Raw genomic sequence first — 17,317 nt, 5'->3', positions numbered from 1 at the left:
GGACTCCGACCCGGTCACCCCCTTCCCCGGCTAAGGGGCCCCGGGGCGCGTGGCGCCCCCGGGGCCCCTTTCGCGTCGTGGACCCCCGGCGGTCCTGGCGTCTCAAGCGGTTCCGGCGGTACCGGCGGTTGCAGCGGTTTACGGCTCGAACTTGTAGCCGAGGCCGCGCACCGTCACCAGGTAGCGCGGCGCACCCGGGTCCGGCTCGATCTTGGCGCGCAGGCGCTTGACGTGGACGTCCAGCGTCTTGGTGTCACCGACGTAGTCGGCGCCCCAGACCCGGTCGATCAGCTGCATACGGGTCAGGACGCGGCCGGCGTTGCGGAGCAGCATCTCCAGGAGGTCGAACTCCTTGAGCGGCAGGTCGACCTTGCCGCCGCCGACGGTGACGACGTGGCGGTCGACGTCCATCCGGACCGGACCGGCCTCCAGCGCGGAGGGGGAGATCTCCTCCGGCTCGCCGCGCCGGCGCAGGACGGCACGGATGCGCGCCACCAGCTCACGGGAGGAGAAGGGCTTGGTGACGTAGTCGTCGGCTCCTATTTCAAGACCGACAACCTTGTCGATCTCGCTGTCCTTGGCGGTCACCATGATCACCGGGACATTGGACTTCAGCCGCAGCTGGCGGCAGACCTCGGTGCCGGGCAGGCCCGGCAGCATCAGGTCGAGCAGGACGAGGTCGGCGCCGTTGCGCTCGAACTCGTCCAGGGCGTCGGGGCCGGTCGCCGAGATGGCGACCTCGAAGCCCTCCTTGCGAAGCATGTAGGACAGGGCATCACTGAAGGACTCTTCGTCCTCGACGACGAGTACTCGGGTCACGGGAGGACCTCCGGAGCGGGGATGTGATCAGGGAACGACTCGTAGAGAGCGGAGGAGGTTTCGGAGTCCTCCGACGGCACGGCGGCGGCGGAGCGGTCCCGGGTCTCCCGGGATGTCGCGGCCTCCGGCAGCCGTAGGGTGAAAGTGGAGCCCTGGCCTTCAGCACTCCACACCGTGACCTCCCCGCCGTGCGAGGCGGCCACGTGCTTGACGATGGACAGACCGAGCCCGGTGCCGCCGGTCGCGCGCGAACGCGCCGGGTCCACCCGGTAGAACCGCTCGAAGACGCGGTCCCGGTCCTTTTCTGAGAGGCCGATTCCCTGGTCGGTCACGGAGATCTCGATCAGGTCCCCGCCCGGCGCGGAGATCCGGCGGCCCGCGATACCCACGCGGGTGCGGGCCGGGCTGTAGTTGACCGCGTTCTCGACGAGATTGCCGAGCGCGGCCGCCAGCTGGCTGCGGTTGCCCCAGATGAACAGCTCGGGGGCGCCGCCGGTGGCCATGGTGATCTGCTTGGCGTTGGCGGGGTGCCGGCAGCGGTCCACCGCCTCGGCGACGAGGTCGTCGACGGCGACGGACTCCGCGTCGTCGAGGGGGTTGTCGTCCTGCACCCGGGAGAGGTCGATGATCTCCTGGACCAGGCTGGTCAGCCGGGCGGCCTCGATCTGCATGCGGCCCGCGAAGCGCTGCACCGCCTCCGGATCGTCGCTGGCGTCCATCACCGCTTCGGAGAGCAGCGACAGCGCGCCGACCGGCGTCTTCAGCTCATGGCTGACGTTCGCGACGAAGTCGCGCCGCACGGCCTCGATCCGCCGGGCCTCGGTGAGGTCCTCGACGAGCAGCAGCACCAGGCGGGAGCCCAGCGGCGCCACCCGCGCGGACACCGCGAGGCCTTCGCCCCGTCCGGCGCCGCGGCGTGGCAGGTCCAGTTCCACCTGCCGTATCTCGCCATCCCGCCGGGTCTCTCGGGCCATCTGCAGCATCTGGTCGACGGCGAGCCTGCCGCCCCGCACCAGCCCCAGGGCGTACGCCGCCGAGCTGGCCTTGACCACCGTGTCGCCCTCGTCGAGGACGACGGCCGACGAGCGCAGCACGGAAAGGACCGTGTCCACGCCCGGCGGAAGTACGGCTGCGGCGTCCTGCCGCAGGGATGTGCGCGTGGGGCGGGCCTGTTCCCGCTCGCTCCAGCGGAACGCGAGCACAGCGATCACACCGGTACAGAGACCGGCGATCGCACTGGCTGCGGCGACTGCCGCGTTCACGTCCATACACCCAGGTTAGGCGGACGGAATGAGTGACCCACAGCGGTCGGAGCTTCTTATCGAACGTGCGTTGCCAAGAGTTCACCGTGGTGTCAGGGGTGATTCATTCCCGATGCTCGAGCGGTACGCGTCCGGGGGCGAGCGTGTGAGCCTGCCAGGGTGGAGGACAATCCTCTTGATCGAACGTGACCGGCGGAAACGGAAGGTGCGCGATGCGCGACGCATACCACGAGGAACTCGACTCGATAGGTGACGGCCTGGTCGAGATGGCCCGGCTGGCCGGCTCCGCCATCGGCCGCGCGACCACCGCGCTGCTCGACGCCGACCTCAAGCTCGCGGAGAGCGTGATCGCCGCCGACGAGAAGATCGACGACCTCCAGCGTGAGCTGGAGAACCGGGCGATCACGCTGCTCGCCCGCCAGCAGCCGGTCGCCACCGACCTGCGGATCGTCGTCACCTCGCTGCGGATGAGCGCCGACCTGGAGCGCTCCGGCGACCTGGCGCGCCATGTGGCGAAGCTCGCACGACTGCGCTTCCCGGAGAGCGCGGTGCCGCGCGATCTGCACAGCACGATCCTGGAGATGGGCCAGCTGGCGCAGCGCCTGATGGCCAAGGCCGCCGAGGTCATCGTCACCAAGGACGTCGACGAGGCGCTCCAGCTGGAGCAGGACGACGACCGTATGGACGAGCTGCACCGGACGCTCTTCCAGCACCTGCTGGACGACCGCTGGTCGCACGGCATAGAGACCGCCGTCGACGTGACCCTGGTCGGCCGCTACTACGAGCGCTTCGCCGACCACGCGGTCTCGGTGGCCAAGCGCGTGGTCTACCTCGTCACGGGCGAGCACCCCGACGAGCTGACCCCGCCGCCCATCCCGATGCCGGCGGACTAGTCCTGCCGGACCGGACGGGCACCTCCCGGACGCGCCGGAACGCTTCCGCGCGCCGTTGATGCGCCCGCGGGGGACGCCCTTCACTGGTGAGAGGCATGCACGCAGCCGTTCACCGGACAAGGAGGGTAATGATGCCCGAATCCCCCACATCGTCCACCGCCCGCGACCAGCCGTCCGCGGAGGGAACCCCGCACTCCCCCGGTGTCCGTGAGCTGCCGCTTCTGGGAGCGTGCGGCTGCGGATCGGGCTGCGGGTGCGGCTGCCAGTCCGGAGCGCCCTGCCGCTGCGGCGGGTGCAGCTGCTGACCCGACACGCAGGTACTCCCCGTGGCCGAGGGCCCGTCCGGTCGTTCCCGGACGGGCCCTCGTCGTCCCGCCGCTCACTCCCCGGCGTACGCCCGCCGCAGCGCGGCGAGGTCCATCCTCTTCATGGACAGCATCGCCTCGGTGGTCCTGCGGGCCTTCTCCGGATCCGGATCGGCGATCATCTCCAGCAGCGCCTGCGGGAAGACCTGCCAGGAGATCCCGTAGCGGTCCTTCAGCCACCCGCAGGGGCCCTCCTCGCCGCCCTCGGTGAGCTTGTCCCAGTAGTAGTCCACCTCCGCCTGGTCGGCGCAGCGGATCTGGAACGAGATCGCCTCGTCGAAGGTGAACTGCGGCCCGCCGTTCAGCGCGACGAACTTCTGGCCGTTGGCCGTGAACTCCACCGCCAGCACGGAGCCGGCGGGGCCGGGTCCGGCCTCGTTGTAGCGGCCGATCGTGCCGATCGCGGAGTTCTTGAAGACGGAGACGTAGTAGTCCGCCGCCTCCTCGGCCTGCCCGTCGAACCACAGGCACGTGGTGAAACCCTCGGTGGTCATCGGTACCTCCCTTGCGCGGAGCGCGCGTGAGCACTGTCACACGTACCGACTGCCCGAGTGCGGTGAACTCATCGGCCGCCGGGCGTCAGGGCAGCCGGAGCGTCACGAACGGGATGGTGTCGCCCGGCAGCACGTAGCGCTCCACCTCCACGAAACCGTGCCGCACCGCGAAGCGCAGCCCGTCCTCGTTCGACGCCAGCACCACCGTCTCGACCACCCCGGCGGCCATCTCCCGCGCTTTCGCCAGGCCCCGCGCGTACAGCTCCGCCCCGAACCCGCGCCCCCGGTACCCCGGCAGCACCCGCGCGATCACCGTGACCACGGCCTCCTCCCCCTCCGGTGGCCGCACCGTCGCGCACCCCACGGCGGCGTCCCCGAGGTAGGCCACCTCCAGGTGGTTGCGCCCGGCCCGCTCGCGCACGTCGTCCAGGGACAGCACGGCCGTCGGGATGATCTCGTTGTGCACGCGCTGCCAGTCCTCGAGCGCGGCGTCACCGTGCGGCTGCTCTATCCGAAGCTGAGGCATCGCAGCAGCAAACCGGCGCCCTGTGCCGGGCGTCAACCGCTTTCCCGCGCGGGCTCGATGGGGTCGTCGCCGCGGCGGAGCGGCATCATCTGACTCGCGAGAACGAGGAGGACGGCGGAGAACACGAGGACAGGTCCGCCGAAGAAGCCGGTCTCCCAGTGGGCCCTCGGCAGGACACCGAAGTGGACGAGGCCCGGCACGAGGGCGTACGCGCCCGCCGCCAGGCCACCCAGGCCGTAGAGCCGGGGGCTGGTGACGCGGTGCCGCACCCGGGGAAGGACCCACCCCGTCCAGAGTGCCATGACGCCGAACGTGATCGCCGGCACCCCGATGAGCATGCCCGCCACGTCTTCCCAAGCCATGAGACGGCCCCCCTTCCGATCGCCCGAGGGCCGGCACGCACGCGGCGCCCGGCCTGCAGATGCCCACATGATCGCCGGACCCGGCCGCCCCTGGCAATGCCGTTCTCCGGCGACGGAACACCCCCACCGCGGCCGCGGCCGGACGGGGCACCCGGCACGTCAACGAAGATCGCGAGGGTCGGATATATTCGCGCAGCCGTTCGTCTGACACTCCATGAGGAGCGCTGTTCCGTGGAATCGCCAACTCCCGCGTCGCCGCCCGAGCCGTCGCGGCCGGCTGTGAGCAAACTCGCCGTGGCGGCCCTGGTGTCCGGGCTGCTGTGCGGTGTACCGGTGGTCGGTGTCGTCCTGGGCGCCATGGCGCTGGGCCGGATCGAGAAGACCGGGCAGCGTGGCAAGAGCATGGCCAAGACCGGGCTGTTGCTCTCCGCGCTGAGCACGCTGGCCTGCGGCGTCGTCCTGGCCTTCGGTCTGGCCGGCTTCACCAAAGGCCTCGGCGCGGACATCAGGGAGGGGGCGCTGAACGACAACGCCTTCGCCCTCCTCCGTGAGGGCGAGTGCATCGACACCCCCGGAGACGAGTTGGGGTCCGAGTTCCCGGCCTTGGCCATCGTGCCGTGTGCGGGGAAGCACACCGCCGAGGTGTTCGGGGTCTTCCAGTTCGCCGGGGACGGCGGATACCCGGGCGAAGAATCGATCGACAAGACGGTCGACAGCCGTTGCACGGACCTCGACAGTGCCTATTCCATGGACGACTGGGCAGCGTCGGCAGAAGTCGTGATGACCTTCTACAGCCCCAGCCGGGAGCGCTGGGAAATCGGCGACCGCCGGGTGACCTGCCTGTACAGCAGAACCGGGAACACACCCCTCGAGGGCTCCCTCCGGCAGGACGAAACCACGCTCGACGAGCACCAGGTCGTCTATCTGAAGGCCGCCGACATCGCCAACGACGCCAGGTATTTCGACAAACCGGAAGCGGAATACGTCAAGGACGATTTCAAGGGCTACAAGGAGTGGGCGCACGACGTCGCGGTGGCCCTCGACGAGCAGTCGCGCATCCTGCGCGGCCATGAGTGGCCCGCCGCGGCGGAGCCCCACGTCGCGGCGCTCCGGAGGGAGATCGACGCGGCCCGCCCGCACTGGGCGATGGCCGCCGGCGCGAAGGACACGGGAGCGTACTACGACCACTACGAGGCGGCCTTGCACCGGCCGGGCCACGACCAGGCGATAAAGGCCCGTGCCGCGCTCGGCCTTGCCACGAACGAGATGCCGGAGTCCTTCGTCTGATCGGTGGGGGGCACTTCGTGACCCCTGCGCACCGCGGCAGAGGCGCACCCAGGCACGGTGGCCACCTCGTCGGCGGTCAGAGCCGGGACGCCGAGGGCCCAGAGTGAGCAAGCCGTACGTCGAGTCACGCGAGAACGGCATGCACGCGCTCCGGCACTTCTACGCCTTGGAGCGCACTCGCAAAGCCGTGGCCGCTGTCTTCGACGCCAACGAATTGACGAGACATAGCACTTGAGGGCTCGTAGGCTCCGAGCCGGAGAGAGGTCGGGGGGAGCGATGACGGGCGAGTACGCGGTGCTGGTGTGCGACGACGTGCCTCATGACGCCGTGCTCACCGATCCGGGTGCCCGCGTGCTGGATGTCGCCCAGGTCGTGCGCCGGCTGACGGAGCTGAGCCTGTGGCGCAGCAAGGTTCTGGCAACGCAGGTTCCCGCCGTGATCCTCGACGGCGTGCCCGAGGAAGACGCTGTGGCAGCCGTCGCGGCCCTCCGCGAGGTGGGAGCACAGGCGGAGACGAGAGAACGGCCGGAGCCGGCGTTTCGCAAGGACTGAGCACGGCCCGATCAACGGGCTGACGGCCCAGAGACGCCCCGGAGCGGCAAAAAGCCCCCTCCCCGCGGAGAGACCGCAGGCAGGGGGCTTGATCGCGTCGGATTACTTCTTCTTGCCCTGGTTCTTCACGGCCTCGATCGCCGCCGCGGCCGCCTCGGGGTCGAGGTAACGGCCGCCCGGGGTGAGGGGGCGGAAGTCGGCGTCGAGCTCGTAGGCGAGCGGGATGCCGGTGGGGATGTTGAGGCCCGCGATGTCGGCGTCGGAGATGCCGTCGAGGTGCTTGACGAGGGCGCGGAGGCTGTTGCCGTGGGCGGCGACGAGGACCGTGCGGCCGGTGAGGAGGTCCGGGACGATGCCGTCGTACCAGTACGGCAGCATGCGGGACACGACGTCCTTCAGGCACTCCGTGCGCGGGCGCAGCTCCGGGGGGATGGAGGCGTAGCGCGCGTCGCCGGCCTGCGAGAACTCGCTGTCGTCGGCGATCGGCGGCGGCGGGGTGTCGTAGGAGCGGCGCCAGAGCATGAACTGCTCCTCGCCGAACTCGGCGAGGGTCTGCGCCTTGTCCTTGCCCTGGAGGGCGCCGTAGTGGCGCTCGTTGAGGCGCCAGCTGCGGTGGACGGGGATCCAGTGCCGGTCGGCGGCCTCGAGGGCCAGCTGCGCGGTGCGGATCGCGCGCTTCTGGAGGGAGGTGTGGACGACGTCGGGGAGCAGACCGGCGTCCGCCAGCAGCTCGCCGCCCCGGACCGCCTCCTTCTCGCCCTTCTCGTTGAGGTTGACGTCAACCCATCCGGTGAAGAGGTTCTTCGCGTTCCATTCGCTCTCGCCGTGGCGGAGGAGGATCAGCTTGTACGGAGCATCAGCCATGCCTGGAGTCTAGGAGAAAACCCCTTGGCCCCCCGCGGAGGGCACATGTAAGCTGCGCAGGCCGCCTCGGCCTATTACGCCCATCACCGCGAGGAGTCGCCGCCGTGCCCGCTGTCGTACGAGTCGTACGGGAGACCGTGTCGGGGCTGCCCCGAACCTTCTGGTGGCTGTGGACCAGCACGCTGATCAACCGGCTCGGCGCCTTCGTGGTGACCTTCCTCGCCCTGTACCTGACGATGGACCGCGGTTACTCCGCGACCTACGCGGGCCTGGTGGCCTCGCTGTACGGCCTGGGCGGCGCGGTCGGCGCGATCGTCGGCGGCGTGCTGACCGACCGGGTCGGGCGGCGGTCGACGATGCTGCTGGCGCAGCTCGGCGCCGCGGCCGGGACGGCGGCGCTGGCGTACGTGAACGGGCAGGTGGCGATCGCGGCGGTGGCGACGGCGCTCGGCGTGGCGAGCAGTGCCTCACGGCCGGCGGTGCAGGCGATGATGGCGGACATGGTGCCCGCGAAGGACCGGGTGCGGGCCTTCTCGCTCAACTACTGGGCGATCAACATCGGCTTCGGCGTGTCCTCGGCGGCGGCCGGGCTCATCGCGTCGCAGGGCTACTTCTGGCTGTTCCTCGGCGGCGCCGTGATGACGTTGCTGTGCGCCCTGGTGATCTGGGCGAAGGTCCCGGAGACGATGCCCGAGAGCGGGCCAGGGGCCGGCCCCGCCTCGGCGGCCGGGACGTCGCGGGCCGGCCTCGGCATCGTGCTGCGCGACCGCCGCTTCATGGCGTTCGTCGCACTGACCTTCCTGCTCGGCACCGTCACCCAGCAGGGCTCGACCACGCTGTCGGTCGACATGGGCAGGCAGGGCTTCAGCGCGAGCCAGTACGGCCTGGTCATCGGCCTGAACGGGCTGCTGATCGTGCTGCTGCAGATCCCGCTGACCCGCATGGTCGAGGGCCGCAGCCGGGCGGCGCTGCTCACCGCGGGCACCGTGCTGATGGGCTGGGGCTTCGGGCTGACCGCCTTCGCCGGATCGGTGGCCTTCTACGCCTTCACCGTGGCGGTGTGGACGATCGGCGAGATCCTGCACGCGCCCGCCTCGATGTCGCTGGTGGCCGACCTCTCCCCGACGCACGCCCGCGGCCGCTACCAGGGCATGTACTCCATCGCCTGGCCCGCCGCGGCCTTCGCCGGGCCGCTGCTGGGCGGCGTGGCGCTCGACCGCTGGGGCGGCGGCGTGGCGTGGGGGGCGTGCGCGGTGGTCGGCACGGTGGCGGGCGCCGGGTACTGGCTGCTGCTGCGGGAACGTACGCGGCCGGCCGAGCCCGTCGGGTCGGTGCCGCCGGCCCTGGACCGCGTGCCGGGGCCCACGGCCGACCACTGAGGGCAGGTCACTGAGGGGCCCGTGCTCCACCGTCCACTCACACGACCGGGCTGCGGCAGCTGCGACCACCGCGACGCGGATGCTACTGATCGGCCTTGCCGGTCAGATGGGTGAACGCCTCCAGGTTGCGGGTCGACTCCCCGCGCGCCGTCCGCCAGGCGTGCTCCTTGCGGATGGCCGTCGCGAAGCCCAGCTCCAGAAGGGTGTTGAAGGCGCCGTCCGCGTGCTCGACGACCGCGCCGAGCAGCCGGTCGACCTCCTCGGGGACGACCGCGACCAGCGGCAGACGGCCCGCGAGATAGACGTCGCCGAGCCCGTCGATCGCGTAACTCACCCCGTACATCCGGGTGTTGCGCTCCAGCAGCCAGCGGTAGAAGGCCTCGTGGTTCTCGTCGGGGCGGCGCACGACGAAGGCGTTGACGGAGAGGGTGTGCCGGCCCACGGCCAGCGCCACGGTGGTGGACAGCTTGCGTGTCCCGGGCAGCTTGACGACGTACTCGCCGGACGCGCCGGTCTCCCAGTCGAGCTCGGCCTCCCTCAGCGCCTGCTCGACCGCCGACCGCGCCACCGCCTGCTCCCGCTCACCCATGCGGCGATCGTAGGCGACGCCGCCGCTCGGCCATCGCACCCGCGTACACCTCGGCGGTCCTGGCCGCCGCCGTGCCCCAGCCGAAGCACTCGGCGTGCCGGGCCGCGGCCTCGCCCATCGTGTCGACCAGCTGCGGGTGGTCGACGAAGCGGCGCAGCGCGCGGGCGTAGTCGGCCGGGTCGTGCCCGGGCACGAGGAAGCCGGTCTCCCCGTCCTTGACGGCCACCGGCAGACCGCCGACCCGGGCCGCCACCACCGGCGTGCCGCAGGCCTGCGCCTCGATGGCCACCAGGCCGAACGACTCGCTGTAGGAGGGCATGACCAGCACCGACGCGGCCCGGTACCAGTCGGCGAGCCGGTCCTGACCGACCGGCGGCTGGAACCGCACGAGGTCGGAGATGCCGAGCCGGGCCGCCAGTTTCTGCAGCCGTTCCGGCTTCGCAAGGCCGCTGCCGCTCGGGCCGCCGACCACCGGGACCACCAGCCGGTCGCGCAGCGACGGGTCCTCGCCGAGCAGGATCGCCACCGCATGCAGCAGTACGTCCGGCGCCTTGAGGGGCTGTATCCGCCCGGCGAAGAGCGGGATCACCGCGTCCTGCGGCAGCCCCAGCCGGGCCCGGGCGGCGGCGCGGCCGCCGGAACCGCCCGGTGGGTCGGGTCGGAAACGGTCGAGGTTGACCCCCGGGTGGACGACGGCGACCTTGCGGGGGTCGGCGTCGTAGTGCCGGATCAGCTCGTCGGACTCCTCGGCCGTGTTGGCGATCAGCCGGTCGGCCGCCGTCACGATCTGCGTCTCGCCGATCACGCGGGCGGTGGGCTCGGGCATGTCGCCCTCGGCCAGGCAGGCGTTCTTGACCTTCGCCATCGTGTGCATCGCGTGCACCAGCGGGACGCCCCAGCGCTCGGCGGCGAGCCAGCCGACGTGCCCGGACAGCCAGTAGTGGGAGTGCACGAGGTCGTAGTGGCCCTGGCGGTGGCTGGCCTCGGCGAGCATCACGCCGTGCGTGAACGCGCACAACTGGGCCGGCAGGTCCTCCTTGGCCAGGCCCTCGTAGGGACCGGCGTCCACATGGCGCACCAGCACGCCGGGCGCGAGCTCCACGGACGGCGGCAGCACGGCCGTGGTGGCCCGGGTGAAGATCTCCACCTCGATGCCGGAGTCCTCGGCGAGCCGCTTGGCCAGCTCCACGATGTAGACGTTCATGCCGCCCGCGTCGCCGGTGCCCGGCTGGTGGAGCGGCGACGTGTGCACGCTGAGCATCGCCACGCGCCGCGGCCGGCGCCCGCCGACGTGCCGGCGCAGCCGGCGGTGCGCACCACCGGTCAGGACCCTCGCCACGTACTGGCTCACGTCGCCGTGCCTCCTTGTCGTTCTCAGGGCGGGCCGCCGCCGCTTGCCCGCGAACCGGCCCCGAACCTGTACAACCAGTCAGTAGCCGAGATCCATTTCCGCTTTGCCAAAGTGTGACCCGGCCTGGACCCGGGCCATCGGGGATGCTGCCCGGCCGACGCCGCCGCACGCCTCCCGCCTCGGGCGCCCGCCACAGGGGGCGGCGGGGCTCGCATAGGCTCGGCGCATGCGAGCGAGGCGGCCGGTCGGGGAAGTGACACGGGGGACGACCAATCCGAACCGCCTGCGTCGCATGGACCGGTGGATCGCGGCGGCGCACGGGGCCGCGCTCCGCCGCGCGGCGGATCCGCTCGCCGTGGACCTGGGGTACGGCGCGGCACCGTGGACGGCTCTGGAGCTGCTGCAGCGGTTGCGGACGGTACGCGCGGACACCGAGGTCGTGGGCATCGAGATCGACCCCGGGCGGGTCGAGGCCGCGGCCCCGTACGCACGCGAGGGGCTGTCGTTCGCGCACGGCGGCTTCGAGGTGCCGCTGCCCGGCGATCGCAGGCCCGTGCTGATCAGGGCGGCGAATGTGCTGCGGCAGTACGACGAGGAGCGGGTCGCGGAGGTGTGGGACCGGCTGCGTTCCCGGCTCGCCCCGGACGGGCTGCTGGTGGAGGGCACCTGCGACGAGATCGGCCGCCGCCACGTGTGGGTGGCGATCGGCCCGGAGGGCCCGCGCACGGTGACGTTCGCGACCCGGCTCGGTTCCCTGGAGCGCCCCTCCGACCTGGCCGAACGGCTGCCGAAGGTGCTGATCCACCGCAATGTGCCGGGGGAGCCGGTGCACGCGTTCCTCACCGACTTCGACCGCGCATGGGCGGCTGCCGCGCCCTTCGCTTCGCTGGGCGCGCGGCAGCGCTGGATCCGGGCGGTCGGGAGCCTGGCCGGTCCGGGCGGCTGGCCGGTGACGGACACCGCCGCGCGCTGGCGGCAGGGCGAAGTCACCGTGCGCTGGGAGGCGTTGGCCCCCGCCTCCGGCTGATCGCCGGGGTTCCGCCGGAACGGGCAGGTGACGTTCCGTCAGTCATGCGGAAGCGTTCCGGCTCCCACGAGGAGCTGTCGTCCGGGCGCCCCCGGTGGCCCGGAGCGGGTTCGGCAAGGCCGCGGACGGCGCCTCGCCGCGACGGTGGCGGCGCATTCGTCCACACCCCTGTGGACGCGATGCGCCCGGCGCCCCACGCCCCGGCCCCACGCCCGGACCACAGGTGACCTGCGACGCATGACATAACCCGCGTGACGAGCGCCACTCCGCATCCCGCCGGACGTGACGTTGCTCATGTCCGATTCGCCCCTCGAAAGCCGAAATCCCCAGCTCGCGGGCGCATATGACACGGGCGGTTTACCTGCAGGCCCTCCCCGGCGGACAGGAGGTACCGCTATGGTCGCCCTTCAGTGTGCTCGGAGCCGACCGTGGGATCACCGCTCCGGGACGTTGCCCTCGGGGGGAGGGAAGGAATTGCCCGATGTCGCCGATGCCCGCGACCGAACCGCGAACCGACCGGTTCGCCACCGTGCCGGGGCCGCGCCAGGAAGTGCTGCCCGCCGAGGGCCGGACCTCCACTGCCCTGACGCTGCTCGTCATCGGTGAGGACCCCACCGGCACCTTTACCGTCCCCGACCTCCTGGACGTCTCCGGGACCCGCGTCCGCATCCGCCGCGCCCGCAATCTGACCGAGGCCGAGCGGCTGTTGCGCGACGACGTCAATTGCATCCTGCTGGAGCTCGGACCGGACACCGCCGCGGGCCTCGACGGCCTGCGGCAGCTGCTGCGGCTGGCGCCGCAGACCGCCGTGCTGGTCCTCACCGCGGGCACCGACACCGACACCGCGCTCGCCGCCGAGGCGGTCCGCGTCGGCGCCCAGGACCAGCTCACCCCGGCCGACCTGGAGCCCACCCACCTGACCCGGGCCATCCGCTACGCGGTGGAACGCAAGCGTGCCGACGTCGCGCAGCGCCAGCTCACCGAGACCCGGCTGCTCGCGCAGGAGAACTCACGCCTGGAGCGCGGCCTGCTGCCGACCCCGCTGCTGCAGGGCGCCGACCTGCGCTTCGCGGCGCACTACCGGCCCGGCCGCAGCCGCGCCCTGCTGGGCGGCGACTTCTACGACACCGTGCGCACCCCCGACGGCACCGTGCACGCCATGATCGGCGACGTCTGCGGCCACGGCCCGGACGAGGCCGCTCTCGGTGTGGAACTGCGCATCGCCTGGCGCGCGCTGACGTTCGCCGGGCTCTGCGGCGACGTCCTGCTCTGCACGCTGCAGCAGGTGCTGGAGCACGAGCGCCCCGACGAGGAGATCTTCGCGACCCTCTGCCAGGTCGACATCGCCGCGGACGGGCGCTCCGCCGACCTCTATCTGGCCGGGCACCCCGCCCCGCTGGTCTCGCTGTCCGGGATGGCTCCGCAGTTGCTGCCGTACGAGCACGGCGGCCCCGCGCTCGGCCTGCTGCCCGGCACCTCGGGCTGGGAGCGGGCGCGGATCGAACTCGGCGAGTCGTGGAGCCTGATGCTCTACACCGACGGGCTCATCGAGGGCCGGATCGGCCAGGGCCCGCAGCGGCTCGGCCAGGAGGGCATGGTCGAACTCATCGGCCGGCAGCTGGCGGCCGGGCTCGGCGGCGAGGAACTGCTGGACGCGGCCGTCACCGAGGTACGCGAACTCAACGGCGAAGAGCTGACGGACGACGTCGCGCTGCTGCTGCTGGAGTCCGGCTCCTGATCGCGGAGGGGGTCGACAACCCCCGCGGGCTCAGCGGTTGAACGGTCCGTACGGGCCGTCGCTGCTGCTGCCGCCGCGACGCCGCGGCCCGGAGATCTGCTTGAGGGCGGGCCGCACGTCCACCGTGTAGACGATCACCGCGATCAGGCCGATGACCGGCAGGAACGACGTGATCGGCAGGAACGCGATCAACGCCGCCGCGAGGGCCAGGACGATCAGCCAGAAGGCCTTGGTGTTCTTGGACGCCGCCCGGTAGGCGTCGTCGCGCCGGATGGCGGCGTCGACCAGCGCGAACAGCGCGAAGACCAGCAAGGCCAGGGAGATCCAGCCCAGAAAGTTGTAGAAGCCCTGCACCAGCATTGCCGTCCACCTCCGGTCGTGGGCTCCCACGGTACCCGGCCGGGCAAGGTGGGGGCGCCCCCCTGTGCGAAGCGCCATGGGGAGGGCCGGGCACGCGATGCGTGCCCGGCCCGAAGTGCGCGCCACGCGCACAGCGTGCGCGGGTGTGCGCGGGAGTGCGCGAGCCTCAGGAGGCCGGCTTGCCGGGGACGCTCTTCCGGGCGGCGGGGGCCGGCTTCTTCGCCTGGGCCGGCTTCTTCGCCGAGGCGGACCGGTCGTCGGCCGGGGCCGCGGCCGGGGCGGGCACGCCGTTCTGCGTGGGGGCGGGCGCCGGGGCCGGGGCGGGCTGCGCCGCCGGACGCGGCTCCGGCTCGCCCTCGATCGCGACCGCGATGTCCTCGACCTGGTCGGCGGCCTCGCCGCGCCAGGTCGCGACCGCGTCCTTGCCGCGCTCGGCCAGGCCGTCGTAGGTCTCCTTGGCGCGGACCGCGTACTCGGCGGCGCGGCCCACCTGCTGCAGCGCGAAGTCCTGCGCGGAGTCGCGCAGCTTGCGCAGATCGGTGTCGATGCTGCCGAAGAGCTCGTTGACCTTGGCCTGCGCCCTGGTCTGCGCGCCCTTGGCCTGCGCGGTCACCTTCTCCTGCACGGCCTTGGGGTCGGTGCCGCGGATCTTCTCGATCCGCTCCGGGGCCTCGCTGCGGAGCTTGTCGATCAGCGGCGGGACCTCCTTCAGCTTCTCGGCCGCGAGATCGGCGGTCCCGGCCAGCGCGTAGAGCGGGGTCGGGTCCTTGAGGGTCTTGACCAGGTCGTCGGTGATCGCCATGAGGGTTTCTCCCGTATGAGGATGGTGACGTGTACGTCTGTTGAGTCCGCCGGTCACTCGGCGGCCGCGGCATCGTCGCCGCCGCCCCCGTCGTCCGGTCCGGCGGTCGTCTTCGGCTTCAGCACGGCGACAGCCTCTTGCGCCGCCGCCTTCTTCGCCGCGCGCTCGCGCGGTGCGGCGGACTGCTCGTCCTGAGCTTCCTCCACCGTGGCGCTCTCCCTGCGGAACGACTCGTAGATCTGGAGCAGGACCTGCTTCTGCTTCTCGTTGATCGCCGTGTCGGACAGGATGGCGGTACGGACCTCGCGGCCGTCGCCCTGGTCCCGCTCGTCGAGGATCCCCGCCTGCACATACAGGGTCTCGGCGGAGATGCGCAGCGCCTTGGCCAGTTGCTGCAGGATGTCGGCACTGGGCTTGCGCAGCCCGCGCTCGATCTGGCTGAGGTAGGGGTTGGACACCCCCGCGGCATCGGCGAGCTGGCGCAGCGAGAGCTTCGCGTTGCGGCGCTGCTCCCGCAGATACTCACCGAGGTTGCCGACGTTCAGTGAAGCCATGTCTTCGAGCATGCCCCGCGGTGCTAACTTTTGCAAGCACAGTGCTTGCAAAAGTCTCGTTAAGGGGATGTGACGGCCGCCGGGGACGGCCGCCCACGGGCCGGGCGGTCCTGAGCCTGTCCGCCGGGGCCGCGCGCGTGATAGTCATGAAACTGACTAATCAATCCCATGGCCGGGGCCGTGACCCCGGGAAGGCGGCTGGCCCATGACGACCACCACCACGGACCGCTTCCGCACCGCCGTGGAGACCCGTGACCTCTCCGGGCTCGACGACCTCTTCACCGACGACATCCGGTTCTACAGCCCGGTCACGTTCACGCCCTTCGAGGGCAAGCCCATGGTGCTCGGCCTCTTCGGCGTCCTGCTGCGCACCTTCGAGGACTTCCGCTACATCGGCCGCCTCGACGGCACCTCGGCCACCAGCGGCGACGGCGGCGACGCGCCCTCGGAGATCCTGCTCTTCCGCGCCACCGTCGGCGGCAAGGAGATCCACGGCATCGACCTCCTGCACTTCGACGACGCGGGCCGCGTCAAGGAGTTCACGGTCATGGTCCGCCCCCAGTCCGCCGTGCAGACCCTCGGCAAGGCCGTCTTCGCCGGCCTCGTCGCAGACGGCCTCGCCCCGGCCCCGGCCGACGACCCGATCGCCCCGTGAACGACGGCGCTTGGCGGCTGCAGTCCGGGCACGGGGTCCGGCTGGAGTGGGGGCCTGAGGGCGCGCGGCGGCTGGGGCCGGAGGTCGCGGGCCTGGTCGTCGTGGACGTGCTGTCCTTCACGACGGCGGTGTCGGTGGCGGTGGAGGCCGGGGCACGGGTGCACCCGTACGCCTGGCGGGACGCCTCGGCCCGGGAGTACGCGGACCGCGTGGGAGCGCGGCTGGCGGTGGGGCGGCACGAGGTGACCGCCGGGCAGCCGTGGTCGCTGTCGCCGGCCGGGCTGCGGCGGGCGCCGCGCACGGAACGGCTGGTGCTGCCGTCGCCGAACGGTTCGGCCATCGCCGCGGCGGCGGTGGAGGGCGCGACGGTGGTCGCCGGCTGTCTGCGCAACGCGGCGGCGGCCGGCGCCTGGCTCGCGCGGCACGGATACGGCACCGCGGAGCGACCGGTCGCGGTGATCCCGGCCGGGGAGCGGTGGCCGGACGGGAGCCTGCGCCCGGCACTGGAGGACCTGCTCGGGGCCGGGGCGGTCGTCGCCGCGCTGTGCGCCCGGGCACCGCGGGCCACCCCGTCCCCGGAGGCGAGCGCCGCCGCGGCCCTGTGGGCCGCCACCCCGCAACCCGCCGCGGCGGTGGCCGCGTGCGCCTCGGGACGGGAACTGTCCGGGGGCGACTACGCGGAGGACGTCGCCGTCGCCACCGAGATCGACGCCTCCGACGTCGTCCCCGTGCTGTCCGAGGGCGCCTTCGGCATTGCGGACCGGACCTGACCGCATCGCTCCGTACCGTCGAATACGTAAGCCGACGACGCAAGAGGACGCCGGAACACCGGCGAACGACGGACAAACGGACAAGGGGTGCACGATGCCGACGGTGGTTCGCAACGAGACGGACGAGCGGGACGCGCTGCTGGCCTACCTGGAGTCGCAGCGCGCCGGCCTGCGCCGGGCCGTGCTGGGACTGGACGACGAACAGGCCGCGGCACGGCCGAGCGCCAGCGCGATGAACCTCGCCGGGCTGGTCAAGCACGTCGCCCGCACCGAGGAGGTCTGGGTGCAGGGCGTGCTGCTCGGCCGCGCGGAGAAGGCGGGCAGCGAGGAGGACTACGTCAACGGCTTCCGGCTGCTGGAAGGCGAGACGCTGGCGGGCCAGTTGGACGTTTGGGCGAGGATCGCCCGGGAGACCGAGGCGGCCGTCCTCGCCCTCCCCGGCCTGGAAGACACCGTCGCCCTGCCCGACGCGCCGTGGAACCCGCCGGGCATGAAGGTCAGCGCCCGCTGGATCCTGCTCCACCTGATCGAGGAGACCGCCCGGCACGCCGGGCACGCGGACATCATCCGCGAGTCCCTGGACGGCCGGACGGCCTTCGAACTGGTCGACCTCGCGGCGCGCGAGGGCCGGCCGATGGGCTGACCGGCCGCCGGCCGGTGCCGGTGGA

The 17,317-nt window shown here is 72.1% G+C and carries 20 protein-coding genes; 9 read left to right on the top strand and 11 right to left on the bottom strand.

The genetic code is table 11. The features are described 5' to 3' along the window. Positions 1-138: 138 nt before the first annotated feature. Complete coding sequence (locus ACFWVC_RS27650) at positions 139-819, bottom strand: response regulator transcription factor (RefSeq protein WP_319663536.1); 681 nt, start codon at positions 817-819, stop codon at positions 139-141. Beyond that, complete coding sequence (locus tag ACFWVC_RS27645) at positions 816-2,087, bottom strand: sensor histidine kinase (protein WP_384292087.1); 1,272 nt, start codon at positions 2,085-2,087, stop codon at positions 816-818. Before ACFWVC_RS27645 ends, ACFWVC_RS27650 begins: the two co-directional genes overlap by 4 nt. 206 nt (positions 2,088-2,293) lie before the next feature. On the opposite strand from ACFWVC_RS27645, the gene phoU reads away from it, so the two are divergent. After that, positions 2,294-2,974 carry a phosphate signaling complex protein PhoU gene (gene phoU / locus ACFWVC_RS27640; protein ID WP_384292082.1) on the top strand — a complete coding sequence of 227 codons (681 nt, stop codon included), beginning with the start codon at positions 2,294-2,296 and terminating at the stop codon, positions 2,972-2,974. A 379-nt stretch (positions 2,975-3,353) separates the two neighbouring features. Here phoU and ACFWVC_RS27635 read toward each other — a convergent pair whose 3' ends face one another. The 3 genes from ACFWVC_RS27635 to ACFWVC_RS27625 all read right to left on the bottom strand — a co-directional run bounded on the left by ACFWVC_RS27635 (position 3,354) and on the right by ACFWVC_RS27625 (position 4,721). Continuing rightward, the gene (locus tag ACFWVC_RS27635) at positions 3,354-3,833 is read right to left on the bottom strand and encodes a VOC family protein (protein ID WP_384292079.1); all 480 of its coding nucleotides are present in this window, start codon (positions 3,831-3,833) and stop codon (positions 3,354-3,356) included. Positions 3,834-3,918: 85 nt separating this feature from the next. Further along, positions 3,919-4,359 (bottom strand): GNAT family N-acetyltransferase, encoded by a 441-nt coding sequence (locus tag ACFWVC_RS27630; RefSeq protein ID WP_384292075.1) that lies wholly within the window; start codon positions 4,357-4,359, stop codon positions 3,919-3,921. 32 nt (positions 4,360-4,391) lie between these two features. Then, the gene (locus ACFWVC_RS27625; protein WP_384292072.1) at positions 4,392-4,721 is read right to left on the bottom strand and encodes a hypothetical protein; all 330 of its coding nucleotides are present in this window, start codon (positions 4,719-4,721) and stop codon (positions 4,392-4,394) included. A gap of 231 nt (positions 4,722-4,952) precedes the next feature. Between ACFWVC_RS27625 and ACFWVC_RS27620 the strand changes: the two genes are divergently transcribed. Both ACFWVC_RS27620 and ACFWVC_RS27615 read left to right on the top strand, forming a co-directional pair. Further along, a complete protein-coding gene (locus ACFWVC_RS27620) occupies positions 4,953-6,008 on the top strand; it encodes a DUF4190 domain-containing protein (RefSeq protein WP_384292068.1) in 1,056 nt (351 codons plus the stop codon). Positions 6,009-6,284: 276 nt separating this feature from the next. Beyond that, positions 6,285-6,560: a ribosomal protein L7/L12 gene (locus ACFWVC_RS27615; RefSeq protein ID WP_384292064.1), complete on the top strand. Its 276-nt coding sequence runs from the start codon at positions 6,285-6,287 to the stop codon at positions 6,558-6,560. A gap of 102 nt (positions 6,561-6,662) precedes the next feature. On the opposite strand, the gene ACFWVC_RS27610 is transcribed toward ACFWVC_RS27615, so the two are convergent. Continuing rightward, positions 6,663-7,424, bottom strand: coding sequence for a phosphoglyceromutase (locus ACFWVC_RS27610; protein WP_384292060.1), 762 nt, complete (start codon positions 7,422-7,424; stop codon positions 6,663-6,665). Between the two features lie 104 nt (positions 7,425-7,528). Between ACFWVC_RS27610 and ACFWVC_RS27605 the strand changes: the two genes are divergently transcribed. After that, on the top strand, positions 7,529-8,803 hold the full coding sequence (locus ACFWVC_RS27605) for an MDR family MFS transporter (protein WP_384292056.1): 1,275 nt from the start codon (positions 7,529-7,531) through the stop codon (positions 8,801-8,803). 82 nt (positions 8,804-8,885) lie between these two features. Here the strand turns inward: ACFWVC_RS27605 and ACFWVC_RS27600 are convergent, their stop codons facing one another. Then, entirely contained in the window at positions 8,886-9,392 is a 507-nt protein-coding gene (locus ACFWVC_RS27600) for a YbjN domain-containing protein (protein WP_384292051.1), read from the bottom strand. Beyond that, entirely contained in the window at positions 9,385-10,743 is a 1,359-nt protein-coding gene (gene mshA, locus ACFWVC_RS27595; protein WP_384292047.1) for a D-inositol-3-phosphate glycosyltransferase, read from the bottom strand. The genes ACFWVC_RS27600 and mshA overlap by 8 nt, the downstream gene beginning before the upstream one ends. Positions 10,744-10,969: 226 nt before the next feature. On the opposite strand from mshA, the gene ACFWVC_RS27590 reads away from it, so the two are divergent. Next, entirely contained in the window at positions 10,970-11,770 is an 801-nt protein-coding gene (locus tag ACFWVC_RS27590) for a class I SAM-dependent methyltransferase (RefSeq protein ID WP_384292043.1), read from the top strand. A gap of 481 nt (positions 11,771-12,251) precedes the next feature. Further along, on the top strand, positions 12,252-13,508 hold the full coding sequence (locus tag ACFWVC_RS27585; RefSeq protein ID WP_384292039.1) for a PP2C family protein-serine/threonine phosphatase: 1,257 nt from the start codon (positions 12,252-12,254) through the stop codon (positions 13,506-13,508). 30 nt (positions 13,509-13,538) lie between these two features. On the opposite strand, the gene ACFWVC_RS27580 is transcribed toward ACFWVC_RS27585, so the two are convergent. From ACFWVC_RS27580 to ACFWVC_RS27570, 3 genes are all read right to left on the bottom strand, one after another. Beyond that, positions 13,539-13,868 (bottom strand): DUF2516 family protein, encoded by a 330-nt coding sequence (locus tag ACFWVC_RS27580; RefSeq protein ID WP_384292034.1) that lies wholly within the window; start codon positions 13,866-13,868, stop codon positions 13,539-13,541. Positions 13,869-14,034: 166 nt separating this feature from the next. Then, entirely contained in the window at positions 14,035-14,670 is a 636-nt protein-coding gene (locus ACFWVC_RS27575) for a hypothetical protein (protein ID WP_384292031.1), read from the bottom strand. 53 nt (positions 14,671-14,723) lie between these two features. After that, the gene (locus ACFWVC_RS27570; protein ID WP_384292028.1) at positions 14,724-15,224 is read right to left on the bottom strand and encodes a helix-turn-helix domain-containing protein; all 501 of its coding nucleotides are present in this window, start codon (positions 15,222-15,224) and stop codon (positions 14,724-14,726) included. A gap of 205 nt (positions 15,225-15,429) precedes the next feature. Here ACFWVC_RS27570 and ACFWVC_RS27565 point away from each other — a divergent pair, with 205 nt between their 5' ends. From ACFWVC_RS27565 to ACFWVC_RS27555, 3 genes are all read left to right on the top strand, one after another. After that, the gene (locus tag ACFWVC_RS27565) at positions 15,430-15,879 is read left to right on the top strand and encodes a nuclear transport factor 2 family protein (RefSeq protein ID WP_384292023.1); all 450 of its coding nucleotides are present in this window, start codon (positions 15,430-15,432) and stop codon (positions 15,877-15,879) included. Beyond that, a complete protein-coding gene (locus ACFWVC_RS27560) occupies positions 15,876-16,649 on the top strand; it encodes a 2-phosphosulfolactate phosphatase (RefSeq protein WP_384292018.1) in 774 nt (257 codons plus the stop codon). The genes ACFWVC_RS27565 and ACFWVC_RS27560 overlap by 4 nt, the downstream gene beginning before the upstream one ends. A 94-nt stretch (positions 16,650-16,743) precedes the next feature. Beyond that, positions 16,744-17,292 carry a DinB family protein gene (locus ACFWVC_RS27555; RefSeq protein ID WP_384292015.1) on the top strand — a complete coding sequence of 183 codons (549 nt, stop codon included), beginning with the start codon at positions 16,744-16,746 and terminating at the stop codon, positions 17,290-17,292. Positions 17,293-17,317 lie beyond the last annotated feature (25 nt).

The sequence above is a fragment of the Streptomyces sp. NPDC058691 genome, from assembly GCF_042714775.1.
Taxonomy (GTDB): Bacteria; Actinomycetota; Actinomycetes; order Streptomycetales; family Streptomycetaceae; genus Actinacidiphila.
Note: the sequence above shows the minus strand (reverse complement) of the source record. Positions and strands in the feature narration are given on the sequence as shown.

Excerpts from the sequence above, each read along its gene's own strand:
- ACFWVC_RS27645 (WP_384292087.1), bottom strand. The coding sequence starts at position 2,087 with ATGGACGTGAACGCGGCAGTCGCCGCAGCCAGTGCGATCGCCGGTCTC.
- phoU (WP_384292082.1), top strand. The coding sequence starts at position 2,294 with ATGCGCGACGCATACCACGAGGAACTCGACTCGATAGGTGACGGCCTG.
- ACFWVC_RS27635 (WP_384292079.1), bottom strand. The coding sequence starts at position 3,833 with ATGACCACCGAGGGTTTCACCACGTGCCTGTGGTTCGACGGGCAGGCC.
- ACFWVC_RS27630 (WP_384292075.1), bottom strand. The coding sequence starts at position 4,359 with ATGCCTCAGCTTCGGATAGAGCAGCCGCACGGTGACGCCGCGCTCGAG.
- ACFWVC_RS27625 (WP_384292072.1), bottom strand. The coding sequence starts at position 4,721 with ATGGCTTGGGAAGACGTGGCGGGCATGCTCATCGGGGTGCCGGCGATC.
- ACFWVC_RS27615 (WP_384292064.1), top strand. The coding sequence starts at position 6,285 with ATGACGGGCGAGTACGCGGTGCTGGTGTGCGACGACGTGCCTCATGAC.
- ACFWVC_RS27610 (WP_384292060.1), bottom strand. The coding sequence starts at position 7,424 with ATGGCTGATGCTCCGTACAAGCTGATCCTCCTCCGCCACGGCGAGAGC.
- ACFWVC_RS27600 (WP_384292051.1), bottom strand. The coding sequence starts at position 9,392 with ATGGGTGAGCGGGAGCAGGCGGTGGCGCGGTCGGCGGTCGAGCAGGCG.
- ACFWVC_RS27590 (WP_384292043.1), top strand. The coding sequence starts at position 10,970 with ATGCGAGCGAGGCGGCCGGTCGGGGAAGTGACACGGGGGACGACCAAT.
- ACFWVC_RS27585 (WP_384292039.1), top strand. The coding sequence starts at position 12,252 with ATGTCGCCGATGCCCGCGACCGAACCGCGAACCGACCGGTTCGCCACC.
- ACFWVC_RS27580 (WP_384292034.1), bottom strand. The coding sequence starts at position 13,868 with ATGCTGGTGCAGGGCTTCTACAACTTTCTGGGCTGGATCTCCCTGGCC.
- ACFWVC_RS27575 (WP_384292031.1), bottom strand. The coding sequence starts at position 14,670 with ATGGCGATCACCGACGACCTGGTCAAGACCCTCAAGGACCCGACCCCG.
- ACFWVC_RS27570 (WP_384292028.1), bottom strand. The coding sequence starts at position 15,224 with ATGGCTTCACTGAACGTCGGCAACCTCGGTGAGTATCTGCGGGAGCAG.
- ACFWVC_RS27565 (WP_384292023.1), top strand. The coding sequence starts at position 15,430 with ATGACGACCACCACCACGGACCGCTTCCGCACCGCCGTGGAGACCCGT.
- ACFWVC_RS27555 (WP_384292015.1), top strand. The coding sequence starts at position 16,744 with ATGCCGACGGTGGTTCGCAACGAGACGGACGAGCGGGACGCGCTGCTG.